This window comes from Syntrophomonas sp. DTU019 (assembly GCA_913757435.1).
In the GTDB taxonomy this organism is placed as follows: domain Bacteria; phylum Bacillota; class Syntrophomonadia; order Syntrophomonadales; family Syntrophomonadaceae; genus DTU019.
On record CAJYDM010000001.1, the window covers coordinates 743,165 to 768,744 of the forward strand.

Here is a 25,580-nt window from a genome sequence, read left to right on the forward strand (position 1 = left end):
GTATTTGAAAAAGGAAAAGCGCAAAAAAAGAAAACAGTGCAATTTTTGCGCTGATAAGATCGAGCACATTAACTACAAAGATATTTCCAGGCTGCGGCGTTACGTGACTGAGCGCGGTAAGATCCTGCCCCGCCGCATCACCGGGAATTGCGCCCATCATCAACGGCAGTTGACAGTGTCCATAAAAAGGGCCCGGACCATGGCGTTGATGCCTTATACTTCGGAGTAAGACTTATCAACAAGCCCTCTTATGAGGGCTTGTTTTTAATTTGGGAGAGAAACGGCATTTGAGTTCGGCTCAGCCTGGGGCAGGGGAAAACCGGGGCGGTGTTGAACAGGTGAAATAGGGGGGGTTCATTATGGCCTTAAAAAACGAATTGGATATAACCAAAAGCCTTAGGATGATAGAATGGCTTAAGGCAGAGCTGGTTCAGTCTGTTGGGGCTCTGTTCAAAAGCCTGCTCAACACCTCGGTCGAGGCCATTGCCGATGCCCTGGCGGCGGTGATGATCCTGATCTATCTCCTGGGCAACCGGGTAGGGGTGCCTTTTGCCGCGCTCGACCGGGAAGTCCAACATAAGCTCAATCAGAGCCTGGGGGCAGCTGAGGAAGTTGAGCACTGGCATCAGGATATGAGATCTCTTGCTGAACACCTGCGCCATAGATGAGGTGATAATATGTCCACTTTTTTGATGTACCTGGGGCTTACCCTTTTGCTATGTGTGGCCACACTGGTCGCGCCGGGCCTGAGCATGATCCTGGCCATGATGTGGGGAGCCTTGTTGATTGCTGCCGGAATCCACCTGGATAAGCCCCGTCTGGCAGCCTTGTTCCTGGCCAACATCACCGTCCTGGCGCTTTTAGGGGGGCCGGGCAATCTGTTCTATCTGTTGGCTTTTTTCGGTATACCGGCCATGGTGATGGGATTTTTTGCTTTTAGGCAGCAGGATTATTACCATGTCCGGCGCTACGGAGTAGCAGCGCTTGTGGCTGGGGTGAGCCTTTATCTGGGAGCGTTGTATTATTTTAACGGAGCCGAGTATCTGACCGGGCAGATTAATGAAATGGTTATGCAGGCCAGCGGATATTATGATGCTCAAGGGTGGGCCAGGATCTACCAGGAGATCGGGTTGACTGAGGAGCAGTTCCAACAGGGGCTGGCCGCTATGGCAGCCAGCCTACTGCATCATCTTCCTGCCATTTTCTATGTACAGGGTTTATTGGCAGTATTTTTAATGCTCTGGTTGGCTTCGGTTTTCACCTGGAAACAGCTCGCTATCCGTCTAAAGAAGAAACCCTTCGCGCAGGAACTGATGCCCTGGGAGCTGGCCTGGTTGGTCAATCTGGGTTTGGCCTTAGGGCTGTATGGCTGGGACGAACGCGGGCTGACCTACTATACCGGTTCTAATGTACTGGTGGTGATGGCTGTGATATCGTTTTATTATGGCCTGGCCAGCCTGGTTTTTCGGCTTAAGCAAGAGCAGGGCCGGGGCAGGAGATGGACGTTATTCTTGGTGATAATACTGGCTCTGTTCTTTCCGTTGTCAGCCCTCGGATTTCTCTGTATTCTCGGCATATTTGACAGTCTATTGGGACTGAGAAAACCATATAGCGGACAGGAGGTATAAGCGTGAAGGTTATTTTAATACAAGATGTTAAAAAACTGGGCAAAAAAGGTGAGATAAAAGAGGTAAGTGATGGCTATGCCAGGAACTACCTGATTCCCCAGGGATTTGCCCAGGAGGCTACGGCCGGTCGGCTTAAGGAAACGGAAGACCAGAAGCAACGCCAGGAAAGGATCAAAATCAAGGAAGAGAACCAGGCGCGCCTGTTGCAGGAAAAATTGCAGGGCAAAATCGTAACGGTCAAAGCCAAAACCGGCACAGGTGACAAATTGTTCGGAGCGGTGACCTCCCGGGAGATTTCCGAAGTCCTGCAAAAACAGTTTGGGGTGGCAGTGGACAAGAAAAAGATTGAATTGGGAGAGACTATTAAGCATCTGGGGAAATACCCGGTACATATTAAAATTTACCCGGGTATCCACGCAGATCTGGAGGTCAGTGTGGAGCCCGGTTGATAGGGGAGCATTAAGTGGCCATTAGACGAAACAAAAAGGATCAACAAAATCGAGCTTTGTATTGGAAGGTAGAAAATCTCTATCAGAGCCTGGACAGCCTGTATGGCACTCAGGGGTTGGTATTGCGGGCCAGCAAGCTGGATGCCATAGACCTGATAAAATCTGAACGACTGGAGGAGAGGATACTCGGCCTGCGCCGCATCCTGGCCGAAGACCCCACCATCAATGACCTCAAGTTCCACGGCGACCTGGAGATGGAGACAACTTATCTGGAGGATCTGCTTGCTGAGGAGAGTGCCCGGCGCTCGGTCGAAGCGGAATGGCAGAAGCGCATTCAGGAAAAGGTGGACCAGAACTACCAGGTCTATGTCCGCGACCTGCAAACCCAGCTTTTCAAAGAGCAGAACAATTCCCCGGAAAATGCCCGAACCTTAAAAAAGCTGGGCTTCTTAGAGAAAATGGAGAGGACTGGCTTGAACCGCTCCGCACTGGACCTCTTGCGTCCAGTCGGCATTACCGAACTGGTCGGCCAGGACAAAGCAGTAACAGCCCTTTTAGCCAAACTCAACACCCCGTTTCCACAACATCTGATATTATACGGACCACCCGGAGTAGGCAAGACCAGTTGTGCCCGTCTGGCTTTGGAGATGGTCAAAGGCCGGGAAGGAAGCTGCTTCGCGGAAGAAGCCCCATTTATTGAGGTGGACGGCACCACCCTGCGCTGGGATCCGCGTGAAGCTACCAATCCGCTCTTAGGGTCGGTGCATGATCCCATATATCAGGGTGCACGTAGCGATCTGGCCGAAGCCGGCATCCCAGAACCGAAACCGGGTCTGGTTACCGAGGCCCATGGCGGCATTCTCTTTATCGACGAGATCGGGGAAATGGAACCGGCCCTGCAGAACAAGCTGCTTAAGGTTTTGGAGGACAAACGGGTCTATTTTGAATCCTCCTATTACGACCCCCATGATGAACGGGTGCCGCAATACATCAAAAAGATATTTGAAAAAGGCCTGCCGGCAGATTTTATACTGGTGGGGGCTACCACTCGCAGCCGTGAAACCATCAGCCCGGCCCTGCGCTCGCGCTGCATGGAGGTGTTTTTCGAACCTCTTACCCCGCGGCATATACAGCAGATAGTTCACAATTCGGCCAATAAACTGGGTATAAAGATACAACCCGGGGTGGAAGAGCTCATCAGCGAATATACCAGCGAAGGTCGCTCAGCCAATAAACTGCTGGTTGACGCCTATGCACTGGCATTGAATGAAAACGGCGCTAGCAGTGAGGCGGTTATGGTCACCAATCGGCATGTCCACCAGGCCGTGCAATACAGCCGCATCACTCCGGTTATTCCCCCGATGGCAATGGATTCCAGCGAGGTGGGGAGAATAATGGGTCTGGGAGCGCATCATTATCATGGAGCCATTCTGGAAATAGAAGCCGTCGCCTTTCCGGCCACCAACCACGGTGAAGGCAGCATCCGCTTCAATGATACCGCTGGCACTATGGCCCGAGACTCGCTTTTTAATGCCGCCTCAGTATTAAGGCAGGACATAGCTGCCAACATCAAAGATTACGACCTGCACATCAATATTGTGGGGGGCGGCAAAGTGGACGGACCGTCAGCCGGGGCCGCTCTCTACCTGGTCATCGTCAGCGCCATCACTGGAGTTCCCATACGCCAAAACGTTGCCATAACCGGAGAGATATCTCTGCGCGGCAAGGTAAAGCCGGTGGGAGCCTTGTGGGAAAAGGTTCAGGCCGCCAGACAAGCCGGCCTGAGCAAAGTCTTGCTGCCGGCTGCCAACCTTAAAGATATTCCCAAGAGCATTAAAGGGCTGGAGATCGTGCCTCTCGAATCCATTGAACAGGCTTACCCGCATATATTCACCGCCCCTATAACACAGCAATCCTGAGTTCATTGAGGCCGAGTTATTATGTTAAATATCCGGCGGGGGTTCTGTATACTCTGATACAGTATACAGAACCCCCGACAATCCTGGACTTGCTCTGATTGACACTGCCAAACCGTAATGCTAATATGAGTGTGCCGACCACGCAATCATGGGCGTGGTGTTTGATATTGAATAGTATACCGAGGAGGTGACCTGATGTCGGCGATCGTTTTGATCGGCAGCCAATGGGGAGACGAGGGCAAAGGCAAGATTACCGACTTCCTTGCTGAAAAAGCCGATTGTGTGGTGCGTTATCAGGGCGGGAGCAATGCCGGGCACACAGTCGAGGTTTTGGACCAGCAGTTTAAGCTGCACCTGATTCCATCAGGCATCCTATATCCCAATACTCGGTGCATCGTAGGCAACGGCGTGGTAGTGGACATGGGCGAGTTGATCAATGAGTTGGAAAGGCTTCAGAGCCAGGGTATCGATACTAAGAATCTGCGCATCAGCAGCCGCGCCCCGCTGGTTTTGCCCTACCACAAAAAAATAGACAACCTTGAGGATAGGGCAACCAATATCGGTACTACCAAGCGCGGCATCGGTCCCACCTACGCCGATAAGATCAACCGCACCGGATTCAGGATCAGCGATTTGCTGGATTCCCGGGCTTATTTTGAGCCCCGCTTGGAGGCCCAGGTAAAGCAGAAGAATCGCATCATTGAGGAGATCTATGGGGAGGCCGGCTTTGATTACCGGGAGCTCTTGACTGAACTCCAGGAGCAGGTGGAGCGCCTGCGCCCTTATATCGCGGATACCTCTTTGTTGATTTACCAGGCCTTGAAGGAGGGACAGAAGGTGCTTTTTGAAGGCGCCCAGGGGACCCTCTTAGATATTGATCACGGCACCTATCCTTTCGTCACTTCATCTCATCCCATAGCGGGCGGGGCTTGCGTAGGGGCTGGGGTAGGCCCGACCTGCATCGACCGGGTAATCGGGGTGGCCAAAGCGTATACAACCAGGGTAGGGGAAGGGCCATTCCCCACCGAATTGCACGATGCTGATGGGGATATGCTACAGCGGCGGGGCATGGAATTCGGAACTACTACCGGCAGAAAACGCCGTTGTGGCTGGCTGGATGCGGTGATACTACGCTATGCGGTGCGTTTGAACGGATTGACTGACCTGGCCATCACCAAGCTGGATGTTCTGGATGAATTTGCGCTGGTGAAGATTTGCACCGGATATAAATACAAAGGAACCCTTATTAACGAGTTCCCTGAAAGCATAGAGGTTCTGGAAGGCTGTGAACCGGTATATATGGAGCTGCCCGGCTGGCAACAGGACATCACCGGGGCGACGGAATATGAACAGTTACCACCTAACGCACGCCGCTACCTGGATGTGATCTACGATCTCACCGGAGTTAAGCAGACCCTGATCGCGGTAGGGCCCAAACGGAGTCAAACCATCGTGCAGGAACAGATTTTCTGATTATGGTACAGATTTGAAAAAACAGTGCAGAAATGATAAACTATCTAATGCGGGCGCATAACTCAGCGGGAGAGTGCTACCTTCACACGGTAGAAGTCGCAGGTTCGAAACCTGCTGCGCCCACCATAAAAGATTAGCTATACCGGGGTTTTAAAGCCCCGGTATTTGGTTATGGGGGGGAGTAGTTTTCTCTATACCAGGTGCTGTTTAATAGTGTGAATGTTTAGCCTGAGCGGACTTTTTAAAAGCAATATTTAGCGCCATTAGGTATCTGTCCCAGGAGAAAGCAATAATTTGGAGCAAGTGATGATCGGGTTGTTGGGAAATATCCCCGGGCTTGCCAAAGCTGGGTGGGAAAATCGGGGAGGTGGAGTATGCGCAGTGCAATTGGGGAAATCAGCCTTTTAATTGCTTTTTTCATCTTCGGCTGGCTTATCGCCGGATGGAACAGTTTTTTCTATATCGCGGTGGGGCTTATCGTGTTTTACATTGTGCTTATGATAATTTATATGGTGAGCAAGCGCGCAGAAATCGCGGGGTTGGATATGTTGCTGGCGATAATTGCCATGGTGGGGAGGCTGGCTATTGCCTGGGCCATGGTAATGGAAAAGCAATATAATCTCTGGGGTCTCTACAATAGCTCAGCCTTCAAGGGCTTTTAATTTTGGGAGATAACAGGGCAACAATGGGGACGAGGCGGGCTCTAGCTAGGAAATCTAAAGGTCGGACGGCTAAGATTGGTAAAGGAGTCTACGGGCGTTACCAAGCTGGGTTGGGGACATACTGGTGCCAAATGAACGCCGATTAAGCTATAATATAATGAAGCTCAAAATCACATACACTTCAATTGTTATAATCGCTTGTAGTTTAAGAAGATGAATTCATAAGTCACACAATAGAAGCAGCAGGTTCGAACCTGTTGCACTATATTAAGCAAGTATTGCCGGGGTTTTTAAGCCCCGGTATTCTAGTTGCCATGCCCGCGAAGTTGACCGATCTATCAAATTATCCGCTAGTGGTTAAGCTCCATAAAATCCAGGTGCAACAGCCAGCGCTCAGGCTGTCAATACGGTATTTACGGGCGCATATAGGCCATCTTATAAATGAATTACTTTGATATATAAAAAATTAAAAGTGTACGGTAATCGAAAGGAGGTGAAGAAAAATGATGAAAATGGAGGCGGACTTGCACATTCATACTACCGCCAGCGGGCACGGATACAGCACTATAAAGGAAATCGTTATGGCCGCTCGTGAAAAGGGGCTAAAGACCATAGCGATCACCGATCATGGTCCACGAATGCCTGGCGCCCCGCACTTGTATCATTTCACCAACCTGATGTCTATTCCTCGTGTAATGGAGGGAGTTGAGGTTCTGAGGGGTGTGGAGGCTAATATACTGGACTCGCAAGGCAATGTTGATATGCCGGAGCTAGTAATGTCAGATTACCTGGATATCGTTTTGGCCGGATTTCATGATGGCACTGGATACACCGGAACCACTGCAGAGGAAAATACCGCAGCAATGGTGGCCGCAATTAAGAATCCCTTTATACACGTTATAAGCCATCCGGGGAATCCTCAATACCCGGTGGATATGGAAACAATAGTACGGACCGCCAAAGATTATAACAAAGCTCTGGAGCTGAACAACAGTTCCTTTGTAGTGCGGCCGGGCAGTTTCCGGGTATGCAGCCAGCTGGCTAAGCTGGCCAAGAAGTATAAGGTTTTGGTAAGCATCAACAGTGATGCTCACATTTGCTACAATGTTGGAGAAAACGCCCAGGCTATTGCCCTGGCGTCAAGAGCCGACATACGGAAAAGCCAAATTATCAATTCTTCCGCAGGCATTCTCAGCGAATATCTCAACTGGCACAAGCGGCAATCCAACCTGGTTTTGAAAAAGGCGTAGGATGGTGGGCTGGGGACGATTAATATCTGCCTTACCCAGCCCGAAGGGCATCTCGGACTTTTATTGCGATTTTTCATAGGCCACTTCTGAAAGAACTTTTTACGGTGTTGAAATCCCCAGCGGTTGGTTTTTAAGAGCAATGGGCAGGGCTTGAATTTTAATCGGGATTCTGCTAATATATCTATGCGATTGAAAAAATGCGGAGCCGTGGTGTAGCGGTTAACATGCCGGCCTGTCACGCCGGAGATCGTGGGTTCAAATCCCATCGGCTTCGCCAAATTCAAGTACAGCGCATATAATTAAGCAGGCGGGAGTAGCTCAGTGGCAGAGCACCGGCTTCCCAAGCCGGGTGTCGAGGGTTCGAACCCCTTTTCCCGCTCCAGAAAAACCCGGCACTTTCTAAGTTTTTGAAAGTGCCTTTTATTTTATATTCTTTCCACTAGCTGCGCACTTCCGGCTGTGCTGCTTCAGCCATTACCTTACCGAAGCAATTTCCCCGTAAGATTGTAACGGAAGTAGCTATGCTTCCGACTGTGAGCCCAGATAGGCTGGAAAGTCACCGAGACAGCCTAAATGTTAAAGCCAACCTAACCCGTCCAAAAGCTGACGGAGTTGCCTGACCAAAAATAGCTGGATATAATGACCATATTATACAGAAAGGAAAGACGCCTCTGTATAAATGTGCTAATGCGACCAACAGAAGCACCAGAGACGTCCACACCAAGTATGGTTATTGTATCAAAATATGAGCTGATAGAGAACCCTTCCAAGGGTGTTTTCTGTTAGGAGCTTGGAGCAGATTCCTTGTCCCTGCTGCAGCGGGGGATTAAAGGTGATAGGCAGCCGCAAAAGAAGCTGTATCAATACCCATGGAAACAAGATAGTTTTGAGTATTCGTAGACTGAGATGTGTTGACTGCAAAAGGATTCATCATGAACTTCCGGATATATTAGTTCCTTACAAACACCATGTGCGGGAGAGTATAGAAACTACAATTACCGAGGAAAGACAGATGAGTGTAATTGCAGATGAGTCTACCCTTAAGCGGTGGCAGAACTGGTTTTTTGAAAGAGCTGACTACTTCCAGAGTTGCCTGACATCAATAATCCTAAGGTATGATCTAAAGGAATCTGTGGGAGGTTTATCCAGCCTTCCCCCGTCCAAGCTCCACAGGATCTGGCAGCATGTAGGAGATGCACCCGGTTGGCTGGCCAGAGTTGTCAAACCCATAGCCAATTTAAATTTATGGTCACATACCCGTTCAGCGTTTTGTCCATAAAAGTGTAAAGGTAAACTCAATGTTAAAGCTTAAAAAGGAGGCTTGAGCATTGAGAAATGACAAGAAGGCAGAAGAGATAGCGGCCCAGCGGGTGCATATGCTGGCCCCACTCCTTGCTGAAGGCCTGGATGCCGGACAGGCTAAGGTAATCAAAACCCGGATATGTGAACAGACCGGGATATCCGAGCGCACCTTACGCAGGTATCTAGACCTGTACAGGAAAGAAGGATTTAACGGACTAAAGCCCAAAGGCAGAGGCAAACGGTGTAGCGAAGAAGCAGTTCCCATTAACGTCCTGGAGCAGGCCATATTGCTGCGCCGCCAAGTACCCAGTCGCAGCATATCCCAAATCATTCAGATCATGGAGTGGGAGGGCTTAGTTCAGCCAGGACAGATCAAGCGTAGCACCCTGCAGGAAAAGTTAGCCCAGAGAGGTTACAGTAGTCGGCAAATGCGCATGTATACCGGTACCGGTGTAGCTGCCAGACGTTATCAGCAGAAATACCGTAACCAGCTCTGGCATTCTGACATAAAATACGGGCCCTACCTGCCCATCGGCAAGGAAGGTAAAAAGAAGCAAGTCTACCTGGTTACATTTGTGGATGACGCTACTCGCTTCATTCTGCATGGTGAGTTCTACCCGGTATTAGACCAAATAATTGTTGAAGACTGTTTCAAGAAAGCCATCCTAAAATACGGCGTTCCGGAAAAAGTATACTTTGATAACGGCGGTCAGTACCGCAACAAATGGATGAATCGAGCCTGTGCCAAGATGGGAATCAGGCTACTGTTTGCAAAACCCTATTCCCCCGAAGCCACTGGCAAAGTTGAACGTTTTAACCGGGTGGTTGACTCATTTTTAGCAGAGGCCAGATTAGAGGAACCACAAACCTTAGACAGATTAAATCAGTTGTTCACAGTCTGGCTGGAGGAATGCTACCAGCACAAGCCTCATTCCGGAATAGAGGGTGAGCTTAGTCCGGCAGTGGCATACCAGAGTGACCGTAAGACCTTGAAATACCTTGATCCGGAAATACTAGCCAGTGCATTTATGCACTGTGAGGAAAGAAAGGTAGATAAATCAGGCTGTATCAGCTTTGAAAGCAGAAAATACGAAGTAGGTCTGACTTTTATCGGCTGCAAAGTCGATGTCATCTTCGATCCGGCAGATATTAGTGAACTTACCATCGAATATGAAGGACACCAGCCCTTTAAAGCCCGGCAACTGGTGATTGGAGAACGGGCGGGTAAGAGACCGCCCTTACCCGAATTCATGCAGAAAGAACCCACTGATTCATCAAGGCTGCTCCAAGCAGCAGCTATTAAGCACCAGGAGCGCAAAGACAACTATACCCCCGCCGTTTCCTATCGTTCAGTAAGCAAGGAGGGCGAAGGGCATGTTTGAAAGTTTCTATGGTCTCCAAAAGACACCTTTTTCCAGGGATATACCCACTGATCAGTTGTATCAGTCACACCTGCTGGAAGAAACCCTGGGGAGGCTTGAGTACACCGCCCAGCGGCAGATGTTTGCAGTATTAACCGGAGACTGTGGAACCGGTAAGACCACTACCATAAGGTGCTTTAAAGAAATCCTGGACACATCTCGGTATATGGTGATGTACTTGGCTGATTCCAAGTTAACACCTCGGCATTTCTACAAAGGCCTATTAGAGCAATTGGGCTGTGAGGCTAAATTCTACCGGGGAGACGCTAAACGGCAACTACATAAAGAGATCGAACTGATGCAGGGTATCCACCACCTGCAGCCCGTGGTTATCGTGGATGAAGCCCATCTATTGGACAAAGAGATGTTGGAAGAAGTCAGGTTCCTGTTGAATTTCAAAATGGACGCCAAAAGCCCGATGGCTTTGATTCTGGTAGGCCAGAATGAACTCTGGGATAGGCTTAAGCTTCAGTCCTATTCGGCCATCAGGCAACGCATCGACATACAATGCAAGCTGCCTCACCTGGATCGCTCTCAGGTTGGCGAATATGTAAAAAGACACCTGGCTTATGCCGGTGCCGAACATGATATTTTCTCTGATAACGCTGTTGATGAGATATTCAAGTTTTCAAGTGGAGCAGCGCGAATGGTTAACAAGGTCTGCACTCATTGTCTGCTTTATGGAGCTCAGAACAAACGTAACATTATTGATGATCATATGGTTAAGCTAGTTGTTCAGGGAGAATTGAGTTAGTTCTCCCTGCCCCTTAAGGGGCTGCCCAAACGGTCAGCACATCCGTCAACTTTTGGCCAAATTACACCGTCTATCACCGGACATTATGGGGTGGCAGTAACACCTAAATCCTTTCGCCAGCATGCTGGCAAGTCCTACATGATGGGAATTATTACATATTATTACAGATACCTGGGCCAAATATTTGTTGTATTATAAAGGGTGCTTAAGCGTAATACACGTCTGCTTTCTATGGTAGCGCTGGATTGACCAGGCAGCACTGGTTTAGGCAGACATGAATGGGCGATTTTGATTTAGTGCACAATTGCCTATGGACAGGTTAAGAGGGGAGGCATTTTTCAATGCGGATAATGGATGTAATGTCCCATCATCCCATTACCATCAAGCCCAATAACTCAATCCAGGATACTGCCGCGGTTTTTTTGCGGCACGGCATAGATGGTGCGCCGGTTGTCGATGAGAATCAGCGGCTCTTGGGGCTGGTCACAGAATTGCATCTGTATCAGGCCCTTGCCGGGTGTCAGCCCTTGAATGTGCCGGTTAAGGAGATTATGAGTACCACGGTCAATACCCTGGAGGAGGAGATGCCTGCCGAGATCATTCATAGGCTGACCTTTGGCCGTTATCCTGTAGTGAGCCAGGGCAGAGTAACCGGTATGCTGACTAAATCTGATGTCAACCGGGTTTATACCCGGGAGCTGAAGGATATAACCAAGCGTATGCATGCTGTACTGGATGCCGCCTATAATTCTATAGTCAGCATTGATGAAGACAGAATTATCCGCATATTTAACCGGGCCGCCGAAGAACTGTTTGAGATGAAAAAAGAAGAAGTTCTGGGGGCATTGTATACTGATATATTTCCAGATGGGGCTTTAATCGATATCCTGGAAAGTGGAATGGTGGTAAAGGGCGAAAAATTCAGCTATAAGGACAAAACCATACTAAGCAACCGTACTCCAATTATTGGTTCCGATGGCAGTATCATAGGTGCAGTTGCGGTTGCCCAAGATATATCAGACATGGAGAGCATCACCCGAGAATTAAACATTGCCCGCGAAATGAAAGAGAGCATGGACTATTTTTTAAATGAATCTCTGGACAGCTTTTTCGTGGCGGACAAAGAAGGCAAGGTCATAAATGTCAACAAGGCTTACACCCGGATGACCGGGATCGAGGCTGAAGATATCGTTGGCAAGTCTATGTATGACCTGGTTGAGCAGGGCTATTACAATAAGGCGGCTACCCTGATGGTCCTGGAAAGCAAACAGCGGGTGATGTACAAAGAGACAACCTCAACCGGGAAAGTAGCCTTATTTACGGGTCTGCCTATTTTTAATCAAGAAGGCGAACTAACCAATGTGTTGGTTAACATCAAGGATATAACCGACCTGGAATCAGTAGCCGGGGAACTCGAAAAGACCCAGGATATGAAAGACGAATTGCAGGCGGTTATAGAAGCCTCTTTTGACGGCATAAGCCAGACTGACGCACAGGCTAACATAATCCGGGTAAATGATGCCTATGTGCGCATAACCGGGATGTCCCGTGAAGAACTGGTTGGAAGAAATATGCAAGATTTGGTCGACCAAGGGTATTATGATCATTCGGTTTCGTTAATGGTAATAGAACAGAAGAGGCCGGTGACGATTGAGCAGAAGCTGAAAACCGGCAAACGACTTCTGGTAACCGGCAACCCGGTATTCAATGATAGCGGTGAACTGATCAGGGTGATAACCAATGCCAGGGATTTGACGGAATTAGAACAGCTTCGCCAGGAAATGGAGCAAGCCCAGGAATTAAGCCGCCATTACCAACAGGAGCTGCAAAAGATGAGGATTAGTGAGGATAGCAATTTTGTGGCTGAATCCCGACAATCCAAGGATATCATCGATTTGATCGTTAGGTTAGGCCGGGTTGACTCCACCGTATTAATCCAGGGGGAATCCGGGGTTGGCAAGGAAATCATCGCCAGGGAACTGCACAAGAACAGTACTCGTGGTGAAAAGCCTTATATCAAAATAAATTGTGCGGCTATACCCGAAAGCCTCTTGGAATCTGAACTGTTTGGCTATGAATCGGGGGCCTTCACCGGTGCCAAAAAGGGCGGCAAGAGCGGTCTATTTGAGGTGGCCAATACCGGCTCATTGTTCCTGGATGAGGTAGGGGAAATCCCCATGCATTTGCAGGTCAAGCTGCTGAGAGTCTTACAGGAGGGCGAATTTACCAGGGTGGGAGGATCACACCCCATCAAGGTGGATGTCAGGGTAATTGCTGCCACCAACCGAGACTTGTCTAAAATGGTGGCTGAAGGCAGGTTTAGAGAAGACCTTTTTTATAGATTGAACGTAATTCCGATCAATGTCCCGCCTCTGCGGGAAAGAAAAGAGGAGATCGCTCCTTTGGTGAGGCATTTCCTGCAAATGTTTAACGAAAAGTATGGATTCAGCAAGACAATAACCGCTTCAGCCCTGGGATTATTGATTGATTATGACTGGCCTGGCAATATAAGAGAACTGCGCAACGTGATTGAGAGAGCAGTGGTCACCAGCGCTGACACGGTAATTGATGATTTCAGTTTCCTGAATCATGGTCGGGCTGTAATAAGGACTGTGGCCGATAGTGGCTTCCAGCCTGTTAACCTTAAGCAAGAGGTTGAAGAATTCGAAAAAAACCTGATAAAAAAGCATTTGCTGATGTATGGTAGCCTGCGCAAAGCTGCACGATCTCTTGGCGCCAGCCAAACCACCATTTGGCGGAAAGCATCCCAGTACGGAATTAAGCTGGATGATAAGTCGTCAGGATAGGTTATTTTTAAGGGCGTAACAAAAGTGGAACGGCTGCCCCATTAATGGGTCAGCCGCTTTTTGTCGGTCTAAATGGGCTTGTGCCCAAACAGAAAGCAACCCTTTTCAAAGGGCGATTCAATAATGGGTCAGATACAAGTGAAAAAGGTAACGTGAACAAGGGGGATTATTGGAGGTAATCATAGGGAAAAAATAAAAACCGCTTAAATGCTCATCGACATAATACTCCATCGCTTCCAGCCCATGATGCCCTGATAAGGCCTGATTTATGGGCTCTTGAATAGAGGCTTACTAGAGGTGGATGGCTAAAAAATAATATTTCATCACTCTATACTGCAGAAGTTTCATGGTTAAAGACTATCTGGCATGAAGGTTGCACAAGTAAGACAACGAGATTCATCTGGAAGTACTTGCGGCTGACGAGCTTCAGGGAACAGGGGATCAGACCTTGCAAGGCAGAGCTTTAATTGTGGAGTGGAAAAAGAGGTGAGTAGAATGTCAAACATCACTGTTGACCTAAGCGGAAAAGTTGCAGCAGTAACCGGTGCTGGCAACGGTATCGGAAAAGCCTGTGCACTGGCCTTGGCGTCCAGCGGGGCACAGGTGGCATTAATTGATATTTCGCCAGCAGCAGCAGAACAGACTCAGGCAGAAATCGCTGCTCTGAGCGGTATTAGCAACGTTTATGTATGTGATGTCAGAGATGTGCCAGCTATAAATACAACTTATCAGGCCATAGCAGAGCAGTACGGCAAGCTCGATATAGCCATCAACTCAGCAGGGGTTAATGTCCAGCAGCGTGGCGAGGATGTCACCGAGGAAGCCTGGGACAAAGTCCTGGGAATCAATGCCAAAGGTTCTTTCTTCTGCAGCCAGGCAGCTGGACGCATTATGATGCAGCAAAACAAAGGCAAAATAATCAACATAGGTTCGGCCATGTCAGTGGTGGGCTATGTTAAGCGTTCAGCCTACTGTGCCAGCAAGGGAGCAGTAGCGCAATTTTCCAAGGTATTAGCAGGGGAGTGGGCCCCTTACAACATCACAGTCAATACTGTTGCTCCGACCTTTATCAATACGCCTTTTACTGAACCAATGTTTAAGGATGTGGAATTCAAGGCAGACGTTGAGCGCAGGATATTGTTAAACCGCATCGGTGAGGTCAGTGATGTCACCGGAACGGTGTTGTTTTTGGCTTCAGATGCGGCCGATTTTATAACCGGATCAATCGTGATGGTCGATGGAGGATGGACGGCCTGGTAACAGGCCTTAGTGGCAGAGTATTTGGTTTTACACCCCTTAATACAAGTGGATGCTTAATTTGACATTTAGGGAGGACGAGAAAACATGGCAAGATCAGCATCGGGTTTGATAACCCAGCTTGATAAATCCCATTTAACCAAGAATCACTATAAAGTTATCAGTGCCGCCGTCCTGGGAGACATGCTGGAGTTTTTTGATTTTACCATCATCAGCTTCGTTATCGCTTTTATCATGGTTCCCTGGGGCCTGACCTATAGCCATTCAGCAGCTATTCTACTGGCTTCCGGGTTCGGGGCTATTATAGGTGCGGCTGCTTTTGGTTATATCGCAGACAAAATCGGACGCAGGCCGGTATTTATCTTTACTATATTGTTTAGCGCTGTAATGACCGGTCTGATGTACTTTGTTCCGGAAGGGAACTGGATATTCCTGGTGGTGCTGCGTTTCCTGACCGGTTTGGCCCTGGGCGGTCTGTACTGTGTTGACCTGCCCCTGGTGCAGGAGTTTGTGCCTTCTCAGTTCCGCGGCCGGGTCAGCGGCATAGTGACTTCCTTTATTCCCATAGGAACCATGATCGCCAGCAGCAGTGCGGCCTTTTTAACCCCGACTATTGGTTGGAGGGGACTGTTCCTGGTAGGATTGGTTCCTGCTCTGTTATGCCTGTTGATCAGAATTTGGGTTCCGGAATCTCCCCGCTGGCTTATCGGCAACAAGCGCTTTGATGAGGCTGAGGCAGCAGTCGATTGGGTTACCGGACAACACCATGACTTCCGCCAGGCTACTGGCAAAAAGGACCAATGGGTCGACGACCTGCCACCGATGGCCAAGCAAAGCTGGAGTGAGCTCTTCAAATATCCCCGCAGTGTTATCACTACCTGGGGAACCAACATTGCCCAGCAGTGCGGCTACTATTGTTTCACCATGTGGGGTCCGGCTTTGTTAGCTTTGGTTATAGGCAGGACACCTCAAGAAGCCGCCAAGCTGTATATATTCGTTACCTTGGGCGGTTTTGTAGGCAGATGGTTCTGGGCATTTATGTCCGACTTGCTGGGGCGCCGTACCAGTGGCATGGTCTTGGGTGCCGGTGCCGCTATCATGCTGGTGTTCGCTATTTTCAACACCGGCAACTATATCGGCGGGATCTCAGTATTCTGGCTGTGCATGATCGGCATCTACTTCTTTGCTGACGGCGGTTTCGCCCTGGTCGGGCCATATGGTTCCGAAGTATGGCCTTCACAGTTGCGCGCTGCCGGTATGGGATCTGCCTATGGCATGGGCGGCATCGGCAAGTTGATCGGCCCCATGGTAGTGGCCTTCTTTGCCGGTTCATCCAACCTGGTCAGCCCCAAGGCTACCAGTGATGCCATCGGATCTGTGTACCTCTTCCTGGCGGTATGTTTTATTATCCAGGGCGTGTTGTTCTACTTCGCCCGTGAAACCAAGGGCAAGACCATGGAACAGATTGACAGTGAACTGGAAGCGGAAAGAAAAGCCAAGCTGCTGCCGCAAACGGCTTAATAACTGTCAATACGTGATCAACCGAGAGATTCTTAACTTTTAATATATCTAATCGGAGGGTTTAATCATGAGTGAAAATAACGTGAAAATCGATGTAATAGAATTCATGGGCAAAAAACTGAACTTCATGGACTTAGGTAAAGATGTAGCCCCGGAAATCCCGGTTTATCCCGGTCATATGAAAACAGCCTTCTGGTGGCACAAAACCCATGAAGAGACTAAATTCAGCCTTGGCGAAGCCAGCAATTACCCCTACGGTTTTGGTGTAAAAGGAATCATAACCTGTGATCACACCTCAACCCATGTGGATGCAGTTTATCATTTTGATCCCAATAAATCACACCTATCAGTGGATAAGATCACGCTGAAAGAACTGATCGCCCCCGCGGCCTGGATTGACCTGTCCTTTGTTCAAGGTCGGGTTCATATTACCAAGGATGCTATCAAGAGAGGCCTGGATGAGGCCCAGGTCACCTTAAAACCAGGTATGATCCTCTTGTACTGGACTGGTATCGAACCTTACAGCGATACCGACCCCCAACGTTATTTAAGCCAATATCCGGGTCTGGATAAGGAAGCCACCACTTGGCTCTTAGATCAGGGACTGGTAAATATTGGAACGGACGCTCCCAGCCTGGATACTCCGGCTGATCTTGATTATCCCAACCATACCGTGCACGCGGAAAGAGAAGTTGTCCATACCGAGAGTTTGATCAATATCACTCGGATTCCGCGCCATGACAATTTCTATGTTGCCATGTTCCCGCTGAAATTCCGCGGCCTTACCGGCAGCCCGGTAAGAGCCTTCGCTATTTGGGAAGATTAACAGTCCATGAACTGAACTATTGCGAGTACCAATGGGGGGGCCCGGCAGCCCTGGAAGGCTATTCCCCCCCTCTTCTCCGGGGATGAATTGCAGCAAAGATTATTGTCTGGACCGGGCCCCCAATTTATTTCATTATTAAAATTTACCTTAAATGAGTATTTCCTTTTGCACTGGAGGGTGAGGTATGAAATGGCAGGAGCATTATAAGGACAAAAGCTGTACAGCAGCAGAAGCTGTACGTTGCATAAAGTCTGGCGATACAGTAGTAGTTGCCCACGCTTGTGGTGAACCGCGGTCATTGACTAAGGCTATGAGCGACAGGTATACCGAATTGGAAAATGTCAAAGTCGTACACAGAATCGGGATGGGTGAGTGCAGATATGCTCAACCTGGGATGGAATCGAGTTTCCGTCATGTGTCTCTGTTTGGCGGACCCAATACCAGGCAAGCTATCAACAGCGGTCGGGCTGATTATTTACCCAGATTCATTTCAGAGATCCCCGCGTTGTTTATAGATGGTATTTTACCGGTAGATGTAGCCTTGATAACAGTATGCCCGCCGGACCAACATGGTTATTGCAGTCTGGGTATATCAGTGGACTACACCTTGCCAGCGGCAAGATGTGCCAAAATAGTTGTTGCCGAGGTAAATGAAAACATGCCCAGGACCCACGGGGATTCCTTTATGCATGTTAGGGAGATCGATTACTTTGTTCATAGCGACCGTGAATTGATGGGTATAGAACGCGCTCAATTCACCGAGGTGGAGGACGCCATAGGAAGCTATGTCAATACCTTGATCAAAGATGGAGATACCTTACAGATGGGAATAGGGGCTATTCCTGATGCAATATTGTCTTATCTCAAAGAAAAGCATGATCTGGGGATTCACACCGAAATGTTCTCGGACGGGGTCATGGAATTGACCGAATTGGGAGTAATAAACGGCTCCCGGAAAACCCTGCATAAAAACAAAATCATCTCCACCTTTATGATGGGCAGCAAAGAGCTTTATGCCTGGGTAAATGACAATCCCTTTATTGAGATGCACTCGGAAGATTACGTAAACAATCCCTATATTATCGGCCAGAACGACAACATGGTATCGATAAACTCTGCTCTGCAGGTGGATGTTCTCGGGCAGGTAGCGGCTGATCAGTTGGCAGGCCAACAATTCAGCGGGGTGGGTGGACAGGTGGATTTCATCCGCGGTATTCATCTCAGCAGGGGCGGCAGATCTATCATCGCCATGCCCTCAACCGCTGCCAAAGGCACCGTCAGCCGTATCGTACCCGCTCTTTCCAGGGGGAACCGCAGTAACTACCAGCCGCAATGAAGTAAGCTGCATTGTAACCGAATATGGCATTGCTATGCTGGAGGGCAAAACCAATCTGGAAAGGCTGAAAGCCTTGATATCAATCAGCCACCCTGATTTTAGAGATGAAATAATGGCAGAAGCTAAAAAACTGTACTACGGTGCCTAAAGACCAATTGCAAATGACCAGCATATAGAAAGGGATGAAAATTAAATGAATTTCAAACTGGGTGAAGAGTATGAAATGCTTAGACAATCAGTTAAATTTCGCCGAAGGAGTCCTGGCTCCCGGTGTTGTTGATAGAGATGAAAAGGAATACTTTGACCGCAGTCTTTTTTGAAAAGATGGGCGAATTGGGCTTGACCGCGATTCCGTTTGAAGAAAAATACAGCGGAGCCGGTATGGACTATCTGGCCTATGCTATTGCAGTGGAAGAACTGGGCCGGGTAGATGCCTCGGCGGCGGATACCCTTTCCTCCCATCTTAGCCTGGGGGCCTGGCCTATATGGAGATGGGGCACCGAAGAACAAAAGCAGAAATACCTGATTCCTCTGGTTGAAGGTAAGAAACTGGCATCATTCGGCCTTACCGAAGCTGGGGCTGGTTCTGATGCCATCGCCATGTCCTGTAAAGCGGTCTTAGATGGAGACAGCTATGTTTTAAACGGCAGGAAAATCTTCATAACCAATGCCGAAGCCGCAGATACCTATGTAGTGTTTGCCCGCACCGGACCCAAAGAAATGAGAAGCAAAGCGTTCAGCGCCTTCATAGTTGAAAAAGGAACCCCGGATTCACCTTCGGCAAATTTGAAAGAAGATGGGACTCCGGGGCACACAGAACTGCGACCTGGTATTTGAAGACTGCGGATACCCAAAGAGAACCTGTTAGGCAAGGAAGGCGATGGCTTCAAGATGTCCATGGAAACACTGGATGGCGGCAGAATTGGTATCGCTGCCCAGTCAGTGGGAATAGCCCAAGGCGCCTATGAGATAGCTTTGGCTTACGCCAAGCAGAGGGTGCAATTTGGCAAACCTATTGCAGCTTTGCAGGCGATACAGTTCAAACTGGCCGATATGGCCCTGGAAGTCAAGGCATCTCGCCTCTTAACCTACGACGCCGCCTGGCGCAAGAGCCAAGGTCTTGACTTCGGAACCGATGCCGCCATGGCTAAGCTCAAGGCTTCTGAAACCGCCAACAAAGTAGCCAACCAGGCGGTGCAGATTCATGGAGGCTATGGATACACCCGCGATTATCCTGTGGAAAGAATCATGCGGGATGCTAAGATATGCGAAATCTATGAGGGAACCAGCGAGATTCAGAGAGTGGTCATAGGCAACGCCATTTTGCGCTAAGCGGAAGGGAGCAGGACATGAATTACAGTGACAAAATCAAGCATTGGGAAGATATGCAGGTGGGCGATTCCGCTTCATTTACCAAAACCATAACCGAGACCGATGTTATCCTCTGGGTTGGCTTAACCGGGGATTTGAACCCCATTCACATTGACAAGGAATATAGCAAGACTACCCGCTTTGGCGATGTTATCGTGCCTGGATTGATGGTGGCCGGACTTATTTCCACAACGGTGACTATGGCTACCTTTGGCAATGTTTATGCCAATCAGAGCATCAAATTCCTCAAGCCGGTATATATGGGCGATACCATAACCGCCACCGCAACCATTGTAGAAAAACTGGAAGAGAAACACATGGTCAAGCTGGAGACCAAGTGCGTTAACCAAAAGGGCGAAGCGGTTATGATCGGCGAAGGCATGGAGTATATCCTGAAAGAATAATGCAAAATGGGGAGGGTTTGACTAAATATGGCCTTGAAGACAGCGCAACAATACCTGGATGATCTTAGATCAAGAGACATTGAGTTATATATGTTTGGTGAAAAGGTTGAGAACTATGTGGATAATCCTATCATAAGACCATCGATCAATTCTGTGGCAATGACTTACAAACTGGCCCTGGATCCTGAATATGAGGATATTATGACTGCAACCTCAAGCTTAACCGGTCAGAAAATCAATCGTTTTACCCATTTGCACCAGAGTACTGAGGATTTGATCAAGAAAGTTAAAATGCAGAGACTTATGGGACAGAAGACCGGGGCCTGCTTCCAGCGCTGCGTGGGTATGGATGCATTTAATGCCGTTTACAGCACCACTTTTGAAATTGACCAGGCTCATGGAACTCAGTATCATCAGCGCTTCGTAAAATTCCTGGAATACGTGCAGGAGAACGATCTGGTGGTAGATGGGTGTATGACCGATGCCCGGGGCGACCGCAGCAAATCACCCGCACAGCAGCCTGACCCCGACGCTTACCTGCATGTGGTGGAAAGACGGGAAGACGGCCTGGTAGTACGCGGCTGCAAACTGCATCAGACCGGAATGGTAAACTCGCATGAGATACTGGTAATGCCCAATAACAGCCTCAAAGCAGATGAAAAAGATTGGGCTGTATGCTTTGCAGTTCCAGTCGATGCGCCGGGCATGATATATGTTTACGGCCGACAGGCCAGCGATACCCGCAAACTGGAAGGCGGGAACGTGGATATCGGCAACCTCCATTTTGGCGGCCAGGAAGTTTTGACAATATTCAATAATGTCTTTGTACCCTGGGAAAGGGTTTTTATGGATGGAGAAACCGATTTTTCGACTATGGTGGTGGAGCGCTTCGCCGGCTACCATCGCCAGAGTTATGGCGGATGCAAGGTCGGGGTAGGCGATACTTTGATCGGTGCCGCTAAAGCTATTGCTGATTATCAGGGAGCCGCCAAAGCATCCCATATCAAAGATAAGCTGGTGGAGATGTGCCACCTCAATGAAACCTTGTATGGTTGCGGGATTGCTTGTTCAGCCGAGGGCAGAAAGACTGCGGCAGGCAACTATTTGATTGACCAGCTCTTGGCCAATATCTGCAAGCAGAATGTGACCCGTTTCCCTTATGAGATCGCCCGCTTAGCCCAGGATATAGCCGGCGGCTACTTTGTTACCATGCCTTCTGAGAAGGATTTCAACCATCCGGATATCGGGCCACTGGTCAAGAAATACTCTACTACCCGGAATGATGTGCCGGTCGAACACCGGCAGCGTATGGCCCGGCTGATTGAGAACCTGACCCAGGGAGCGGCTGCGGTAGGCTACCTGACCGAGTCCATGCACGGGGCTGGGTCTCCTCAAGCCCAGAGAATTATGATCACCAGGCTGGTGGATCTGGAACACCGTAAAGAGCTGGCTGAAAATCTATGCGGGGTAAGGGAAAATCCTGACATAGATTGGTAAACCCTGGGGCCTTTTACACGCTGACGGCGTAAAACAGGAGGGAAGGGGCATGCCCCTTCCCCTTTTGTACCTTTTGAAATCGTAGCCTATTCTAGGGGTGGAGATTATGAAGCTATATATCAAGTATTGCGGCGGCTGTAATCCGGTTATTAATCGTAAAAAGCTAGTCAATGATGTCGTCAGTAAACTCAAAGAGCGCACAGAACTTGAAGTGGAAGGTGAAAAGGCCGATGTAGGGCTTATCGTAGGTGGGTGTCCGGTATGCTGCGTCAATGCAGAGGAGATAAAGGCAAAAGCCAGTTGTTTCGTAGTGGTGGGCGGAGATTTGGTCAACTGTATTCAGGTGCCTTCCCAAGAACAGAGTGACATTATTGTGCAACAGCTATTGCAGTGTCATCAGGAAACAATTGATAAAGCAATACGAAAGGGTGGTGTGTGTTGAACGGGAACCCTTGTTAATAATACCCGACTCGGATGGCAGGTTGAGCATAATTGACTAAACCCGGCCATATATTATAGAATATCCCTGTCAGTATGGTTTCAGAGGGAGAGCCGGTTTCGATTAACGCCGACATTTGCACATGTCATATAAGCCATTTGTCGGCAACTAGGAGAGGTTATTCCCTTGTAAAAAGGGGAGGGTTTCATTAATGAAAAAACATATCAATACCATCATTAAGCCCAATATGAAAAAGTCTGAAAACACCACCAACTGCCGCGAATGTGCGACTTCTTGCCAGTCTGCCTGCAAAACCTCTTGCACCGTGGGCAATCAGGTGTGTCGCCAAGAAGCATAACCTTCTGAATTAAAGGGGGCCTATGGCCCCTATTTTGGCCTGCCTATAGTGTCCTGGCGGTGGGGGAGGGATTATGCGCTGCTTCTGCAAGATTTTGATTTTAAGGCCAATCTGCATGTTTTTTCCTGTAAAGACGAATATTTTGCCATTGATGTGAATAGTGGAGCGGTTCACGTGCTGGATCAGCCCGCCTACCTGTTGTTGTCCGCCCTGATAGATTCCGGCGGGGATTATCAAATCGCCCGGGACAGTCTGGCCGACAAACTGCCTCTAGCTATTATGGACGATATCTGGCAGGAATTAGCCCAGCTGTATCAACAGGGTTCGCTTTTTAGCACTCCTCAGACTATGCGCGTGGACACCAGCCAGATGGTCCTTAAAGCCTTGTGCCTCAATGCAGCCCATCTGTGCAATATGAATTGCCGCTACTGTTTCGCCGCCCAGGGTGATTTTGGTATGAAACCAGGCTTGATGGGATTGGATGTAGCTAAAAAAGCGGTTGATTTCCTGATTGCGCACAGCCAGGGACGCAGGAATTTAGAGATTGATTTCTTCGGCGGGGAGCCGTTGCTGGCGGCAGATATGCTGCAGCAACTAGTCGTTTATTGCCGCTCACTGGAACCGATTCACGATAAGCAATTCGCTTTTACCTTAACTACCAATGCTCTGCTGCTGGATCAAGACATTATAAAGTGGGTCATAGCCAATAATATCGCGGTGATATTAAGCCTGGACGGCCGGCCAACGGTGCATGACCGCTACCGCCCCCTTAAAAACGACTCCAACAGTTATGAAACAGTCTTGCCCAAAATCAAGGCCATGGTGGAAGCCAACCCGGTGAGTTACTATGTTCGCGGCACTTTCACCAGGCAGAACCTGGACTTTGCTGAAGATTGCCGGCACTTGCTCGATCTGGGATTTTCTTCTATTTCACTGGAGCCGGCGGTAGGGCCCGATAATGGCTATTCCATCCAGGAGGACGACTTGCCCAGGGTAAAACAGGAGTATGAGAGCCTCGCCGAGGTGTTGATACACCATTATGCCGCGGGCAATAAACCCCATTTTTACCATTTTAATCTGGACATGCAGAAAGGTCCCTGTCTGGCTAAGCGCCTTACCGGCTGCGGTGCCGGGGTGGAATACCTAACCGTAACCCCGGAAGGCGACCTATACGCATGTCACCAGCTAGTAGGCGAGGAGGGGTTTTTGATGGGCAGCGTGGTGAGCGGGACTTTGGATTCGACGATCAGACAGCGGTTTACCCGAGCTCAGGTCCATGACAAGGAATGCACCCGGTGCTGGGCCAGGTATTATTGCGGGGGAGGCTGTTTGGCACAGGCCTACCTGCAGAATGGGGACTTGAACAAGCCTTACCAGGTGAGCTGTGAAATGCACCGCAAACGGGTCGAAGTTTCGGTTTTCCTGGATTATTATAGGCAAATAGGAAAAATATGATCCAATAAGCAGGAAAATCTGTACCAGGCATAGAATATTATTAAGGCTAAAAAAACAGGAGATGGAGATTTAGTCATGATAACATACTTGCGACATAGAGATCAGCTTGCACCGGCCAGTTTTTTAGTACTGGCTTTAATGATTTTTTCTTGTATGTGGTTGCTCGCTCAAAATGCCTCCGCCGTGGCCGTTAACATTGATGGACAAACCCAATTCCTGGCATCCTCTGTCCAAGAGGTACAAGAGGCTTTGCAACAATTAGAAGCGGAACAAGAAGCCCAGGCCAATACCGACCTTAAACTTAGTAATGAAGTGGAATATCAAAATGTCTTCGCCCTGAGCGGCAGAGTACTGCCCAGTGATCAGATATCAGTTAAGCTGGCACAGTGCGTCAGGTTTGAGGCTGCTGCAGCCACTATAGTGATAAATGGCAAGGCGGTGGCCAGCCTGGTCGATCAATCCCAAGCCCAGCAGCTGGTGGAGCGGTTCAAAACCGAGTACGGTAAGTTGGCTGAAGGCGAAAATCTTATTCAGTTAGACTTCGAAGAACAGGTGGAGATAATCGAAGACAGTGTTCCGCTGGAACAGATCTGTACCCCCGAGCAAGCCTACGACCTGATCGCCACCGGCACATTGAATCCGGAGAAATACGTGGTCCAAGAAGGCGACAATCTATGGTTGATTGCGCGGCGCAATGATACTTATGTAGATGATATAAAACAAGCCAACCATCTTACCTCTGAGCTCCTGAGCCTAGGCCAGGAATTGATCGTAGTAAAAAGCAAGCCGCTTTTGACCGCAGTGGCAAAAGTAGAGGGATCCAAGCTGGAAGCCATCCCTTTTGAGACCCAGGTGGTGGTGGATCCAAGTGCGGCGGCCACAGTCAGAGTGAGAGAGCCTGGCCAGGATGGTGAAAGAAAGATCACTTACCAGGCGATCAAAAAGAATGGCGTTGTAGCTGAAAGAACCATAACCAGCGAGGAAATCATTAAGAATCCGGTGGCACGGGTTTTAGTCAAAGGCAATCAGGTAGTGCAGGTGGCTTCCCGCGGCAGCACCGGCATCAGCAAAGGGGTTCTGGACTGGCCGGTTTATGGACCTATCAGCCAGTATTACCGGTCTGGACACCCGGCCATCGATATAACCGGTAAAGTCGGCACCGCACTCCAGGCTTCCGGAAGCGGCTATGTGGTGGAAGCAGGCTGGAACGGTGGGTATGGCAGAACCATAGTCATAGACCACGGCAATGGTTATTCCACTCGTTATGCTCACTGCAACAGCCTTAGTGTAAGTGTGGGACAAAAGGTCTCCCGTGGCCAGACCATCGCCACCCTGGGCAGTACCGGCCGCAGTACTGGACCTCATTGTCATTATGAAGTATTGTATAATGGATCGGCCGTTAACCCGTTAAGTGTCTTGAAATAATGATAATCATACCACCCTGGCCGATT

The 25,580-nt window shown here is 49.1% G+C and carries 21 protein-coding genes, 3 tRNA genes and 2 pseudogenes; all 26 read left to right on the forward strand.

Translation table 11 applies throughout. The annotated features are described in order from the left end of the window. Positions 1-4 precede the first annotated feature (4 nt). The 26 genes and pseudogenes from rpsR (at position 5) to AC15IQ_RS03900 (ending at position 25,554) form a co-directional block, all read left to right on the forward strand. Positions 5-229: a 30S ribosomal protein S18 gene (gene rpsR, locus AC15IQ_RS03775; RefSeq protein WP_483177355.1), complete on the forward strand. Its 225-nt coding sequence runs from the start codon at positions 5-7 to the stop codon at positions 227-229. Positions 230-359: 130 nt separating this feature from the next. Beyond that, the gene (locus AC15IQ_RS03780; protein ID WP_483177356.1) at positions 360-668 is read left to right on the forward strand and encodes a MazG-like family protein; all 309 of its coding nucleotides are present in this window, start codon (positions 360-362) and stop codon (positions 666-668) included. A gap of 9 nt (positions 669-677) precedes the next feature. Then, entirely contained in the window at positions 678-1,628 is a 951-nt protein-coding gene (locus AC15IQ_RS03785; protein ID WP_483177357.1) for a DUF2232 domain-containing protein, read from the forward strand. A 2-nt stretch (positions 1,629-1,630) separates the two neighbouring features. Beyond that, positions 1,631-2,077, forward strand: coding sequence for a 50S ribosomal protein L9 (rplI, locus tag AC15IQ_RS03790; RefSeq protein ID WP_483177358.1), 447 nt, complete (start codon positions 1,631-1,633; stop codon positions 2,075-2,077). Between the two features lie 14 nt (positions 2,078-2,091). Beyond that, positions 2,092-3,996 (forward strand): Lon family ATP-dependent protease, encoded by a 1,905-nt coding sequence (gene lonC, locus AC15IQ_RS03795; protein ID WP_483177359.1) that lies wholly within the window; start codon positions 2,092-2,094, stop codon positions 3,994-3,996. A 195-nt stretch (positions 3,997-4,191) separates the two neighbouring features. Further along, on the forward strand, positions 4,192-5,469 hold the full coding sequence (locus AC15IQ_RS03800; RefSeq protein ID WP_483177360.1) for an adenylosuccinate synthase: 1,278 nt from the start codon (positions 4,192-4,194) through the stop codon (positions 5,467-5,469). Between the two features lie 51 nt (positions 5,470-5,520). After that, a tRNA-Val gene (locus tag AC15IQ_RS03805) sits at positions 5,521-5,595 on the forward strand. 248 nt (positions 5,596-5,843) lie between these two features. Then, entirely contained in the window at positions 5,844-6,131 is a 288-nt protein-coding gene (locus tag AC15IQ_RS03810; RefSeq protein ID WP_483177361.1) for a hypothetical protein, read from the forward strand. Between the two features lie 503 nt (positions 6,132-6,634). Continuing rightward, positions 6,635-7,381 (forward strand): phosphatase, encoded by a 747-nt coding sequence (locus AC15IQ_RS03815; protein ID WP_483177362.1) that lies wholly within the window; start codon positions 6,635-6,637, stop codon positions 7,379-7,381. A gap of 201 nt (positions 7,382-7,582) precedes the next feature. Then, positions 7,583-7,658, forward strand: a tRNA-Asp gene (locus tag AC15IQ_RS03820). A gap of 30 nt (positions 7,659-7,688) precedes the next feature. Next, positions 7,689-7,763: transfer RNA gene (locus AC15IQ_RS03825), tRNA-Gly, on the forward strand. A gap of 390 nt (positions 7,764-8,153) precedes the next feature. After that, positions 8,154-8,660, forward strand: coding sequence for a DUF6431 domain-containing protein (locus tag AC15IQ_RS03830; RefSeq protein ID WP_483176943.1), 507 nt, complete (start codon positions 8,154-8,156; stop codon positions 8,658-8,660). 49 nt (positions 8,661-8,709) lie between these two features. Then, entirely contained in the window at positions 8,710-10,065 is a 1,356-nt protein-coding gene (locus AC15IQ_RS03835) for a DDE-type integrase/transposase/recombinase (protein ID WP_483176942.1), read from the forward strand. After that, positions 10,058-10,858 (forward strand): ExeA family protein, encoded by an 801-nt coding sequence (locus tag AC15IQ_RS03840; RefSeq protein WP_483176941.1) that lies wholly within the window; start codon positions 10,058-10,060, stop codon positions 10,856-10,858. The genes AC15IQ_RS03835 and AC15IQ_RS03840 overlap by 8 nt, the downstream gene beginning before the upstream one ends. 341 nt (positions 10,859-11,199) lie before the next feature. Continuing rightward, positions 11,200-13,665 carry a sigma 54-interacting transcriptional regulator gene (locus AC15IQ_RS03845; RefSeq protein WP_483177363.1) on the forward strand — a complete coding sequence of 822 codons (2,466 nt, stop codon included), beginning with the start codon at positions 11,200-11,202 and terminating at the stop codon, positions 13,663-13,665. A 495-nt stretch (positions 13,666-14,160) separates the two neighbouring features. Continuing rightward, positions 14,161-14,925: an SDR family NAD(P)-dependent oxidoreductase gene (locus AC15IQ_RS03850; protein WP_483177364.1), complete on the forward strand. Its 765-nt coding sequence runs from the start codon at positions 14,161-14,163 to the stop codon at positions 14,923-14,925. 84 nt (positions 14,926-15,009) lie between these two features. Beyond that, on the forward strand, positions 15,010-16,443 hold the full coding sequence (locus AC15IQ_RS03855; RefSeq protein ID WP_483177365.1) for an MFS transporter: 1,434 nt from the start codon (positions 15,010-15,012) through the stop codon (positions 16,441-16,443). 67 nt (positions 16,444-16,510) lie between these two features. Then, positions 16,511-17,269: a cyclase family protein gene (locus AC15IQ_RS03860; protein ID WP_483177366.1), complete on the forward strand. Its 759-nt coding sequence runs from the start codon at positions 16,511-16,513 to the stop codon at positions 17,267-17,269. Between the two features lie 184 nt (positions 17,270-17,453). Beyond that, a pseudogene (locus AC15IQ_RS03865) lies at positions 17,454-18,753 on the forward strand (acetyl-CoA hydrolase/transferase family protein). A 45-nt stretch (positions 18,754-18,798) separates the two neighbouring features. Further along, positions 18,799-19,937: pseudogene (locus AC15IQ_RS03870) on the forward strand (acyl-CoA dehydrogenase). A gap of 17 nt (positions 19,938-19,954) precedes the next feature. After that, positions 19,955-20,380 (forward strand): MaoC family dehydratase, encoded by a 426-nt coding sequence (locus tag AC15IQ_RS03875; protein ID WP_483177367.1) that lies wholly within the window; start codon positions 19,955-19,957, stop codon positions 20,378-20,380. A gap of 27 nt (positions 20,381-20,407) precedes the next feature. Beyond that, positions 20,408-21,877, forward strand: coding sequence for a 4-hydroxyphenylacetate 3-hydroxylase family protein (locus tag AC15IQ_RS03880; RefSeq protein ID WP_483177368.1), 1,470 nt, complete (start codon positions 20,408-20,410; stop codon positions 21,875-21,877). 106 nt (positions 21,878-21,983) lie between these two features. Then, positions 21,984-22,319, forward strand: coding sequence for a hypothetical protein (locus AC15IQ_RS03885; RefSeq protein ID WP_483177369.1), 336 nt, complete (start codon positions 21,984-21,986; stop codon positions 22,317-22,319). Positions 22,320-22,527: 208 nt separating this feature from the next. Continuing rightward, on the forward strand, positions 22,528-22,674 hold the full coding sequence (gene scfA / locus AC15IQ_RS03890; RefSeq protein WP_483177370.1) for a six-cysteine ranthipeptide SCIFF: 147 nt from the start codon (positions 22,528-22,530) through the stop codon (positions 22,672-22,674). A 48-nt stretch (positions 22,675-22,722) separates the two neighbouring features. Further along, the gene (gene scfB, locus AC15IQ_RS03895) at positions 22,723-24,129 is read left to right on the forward strand and encodes a thioether cross-link-forming SCIFF peptide maturase (RefSeq protein WP_483177371.1); all 1,407 of its coding nucleotides are present in this window, start codon (positions 22,723-22,725) and stop codon (positions 24,127-24,129) included. Between the two features lie 153 nt (positions 24,130-24,282). Then, positions 24,283-25,554 carry a peptidoglycan DD-metalloendopeptidase family protein gene (locus AC15IQ_RS03900; RefSeq protein ID WP_483177372.1) on the forward strand — a complete coding sequence of 424 codons (1,272 nt, stop codon included), beginning with the start codon at positions 24,283-24,285 and terminating at the stop codon, positions 25,552-25,554. Positions 25,555-25,580 lie beyond the last annotated feature (26 nt).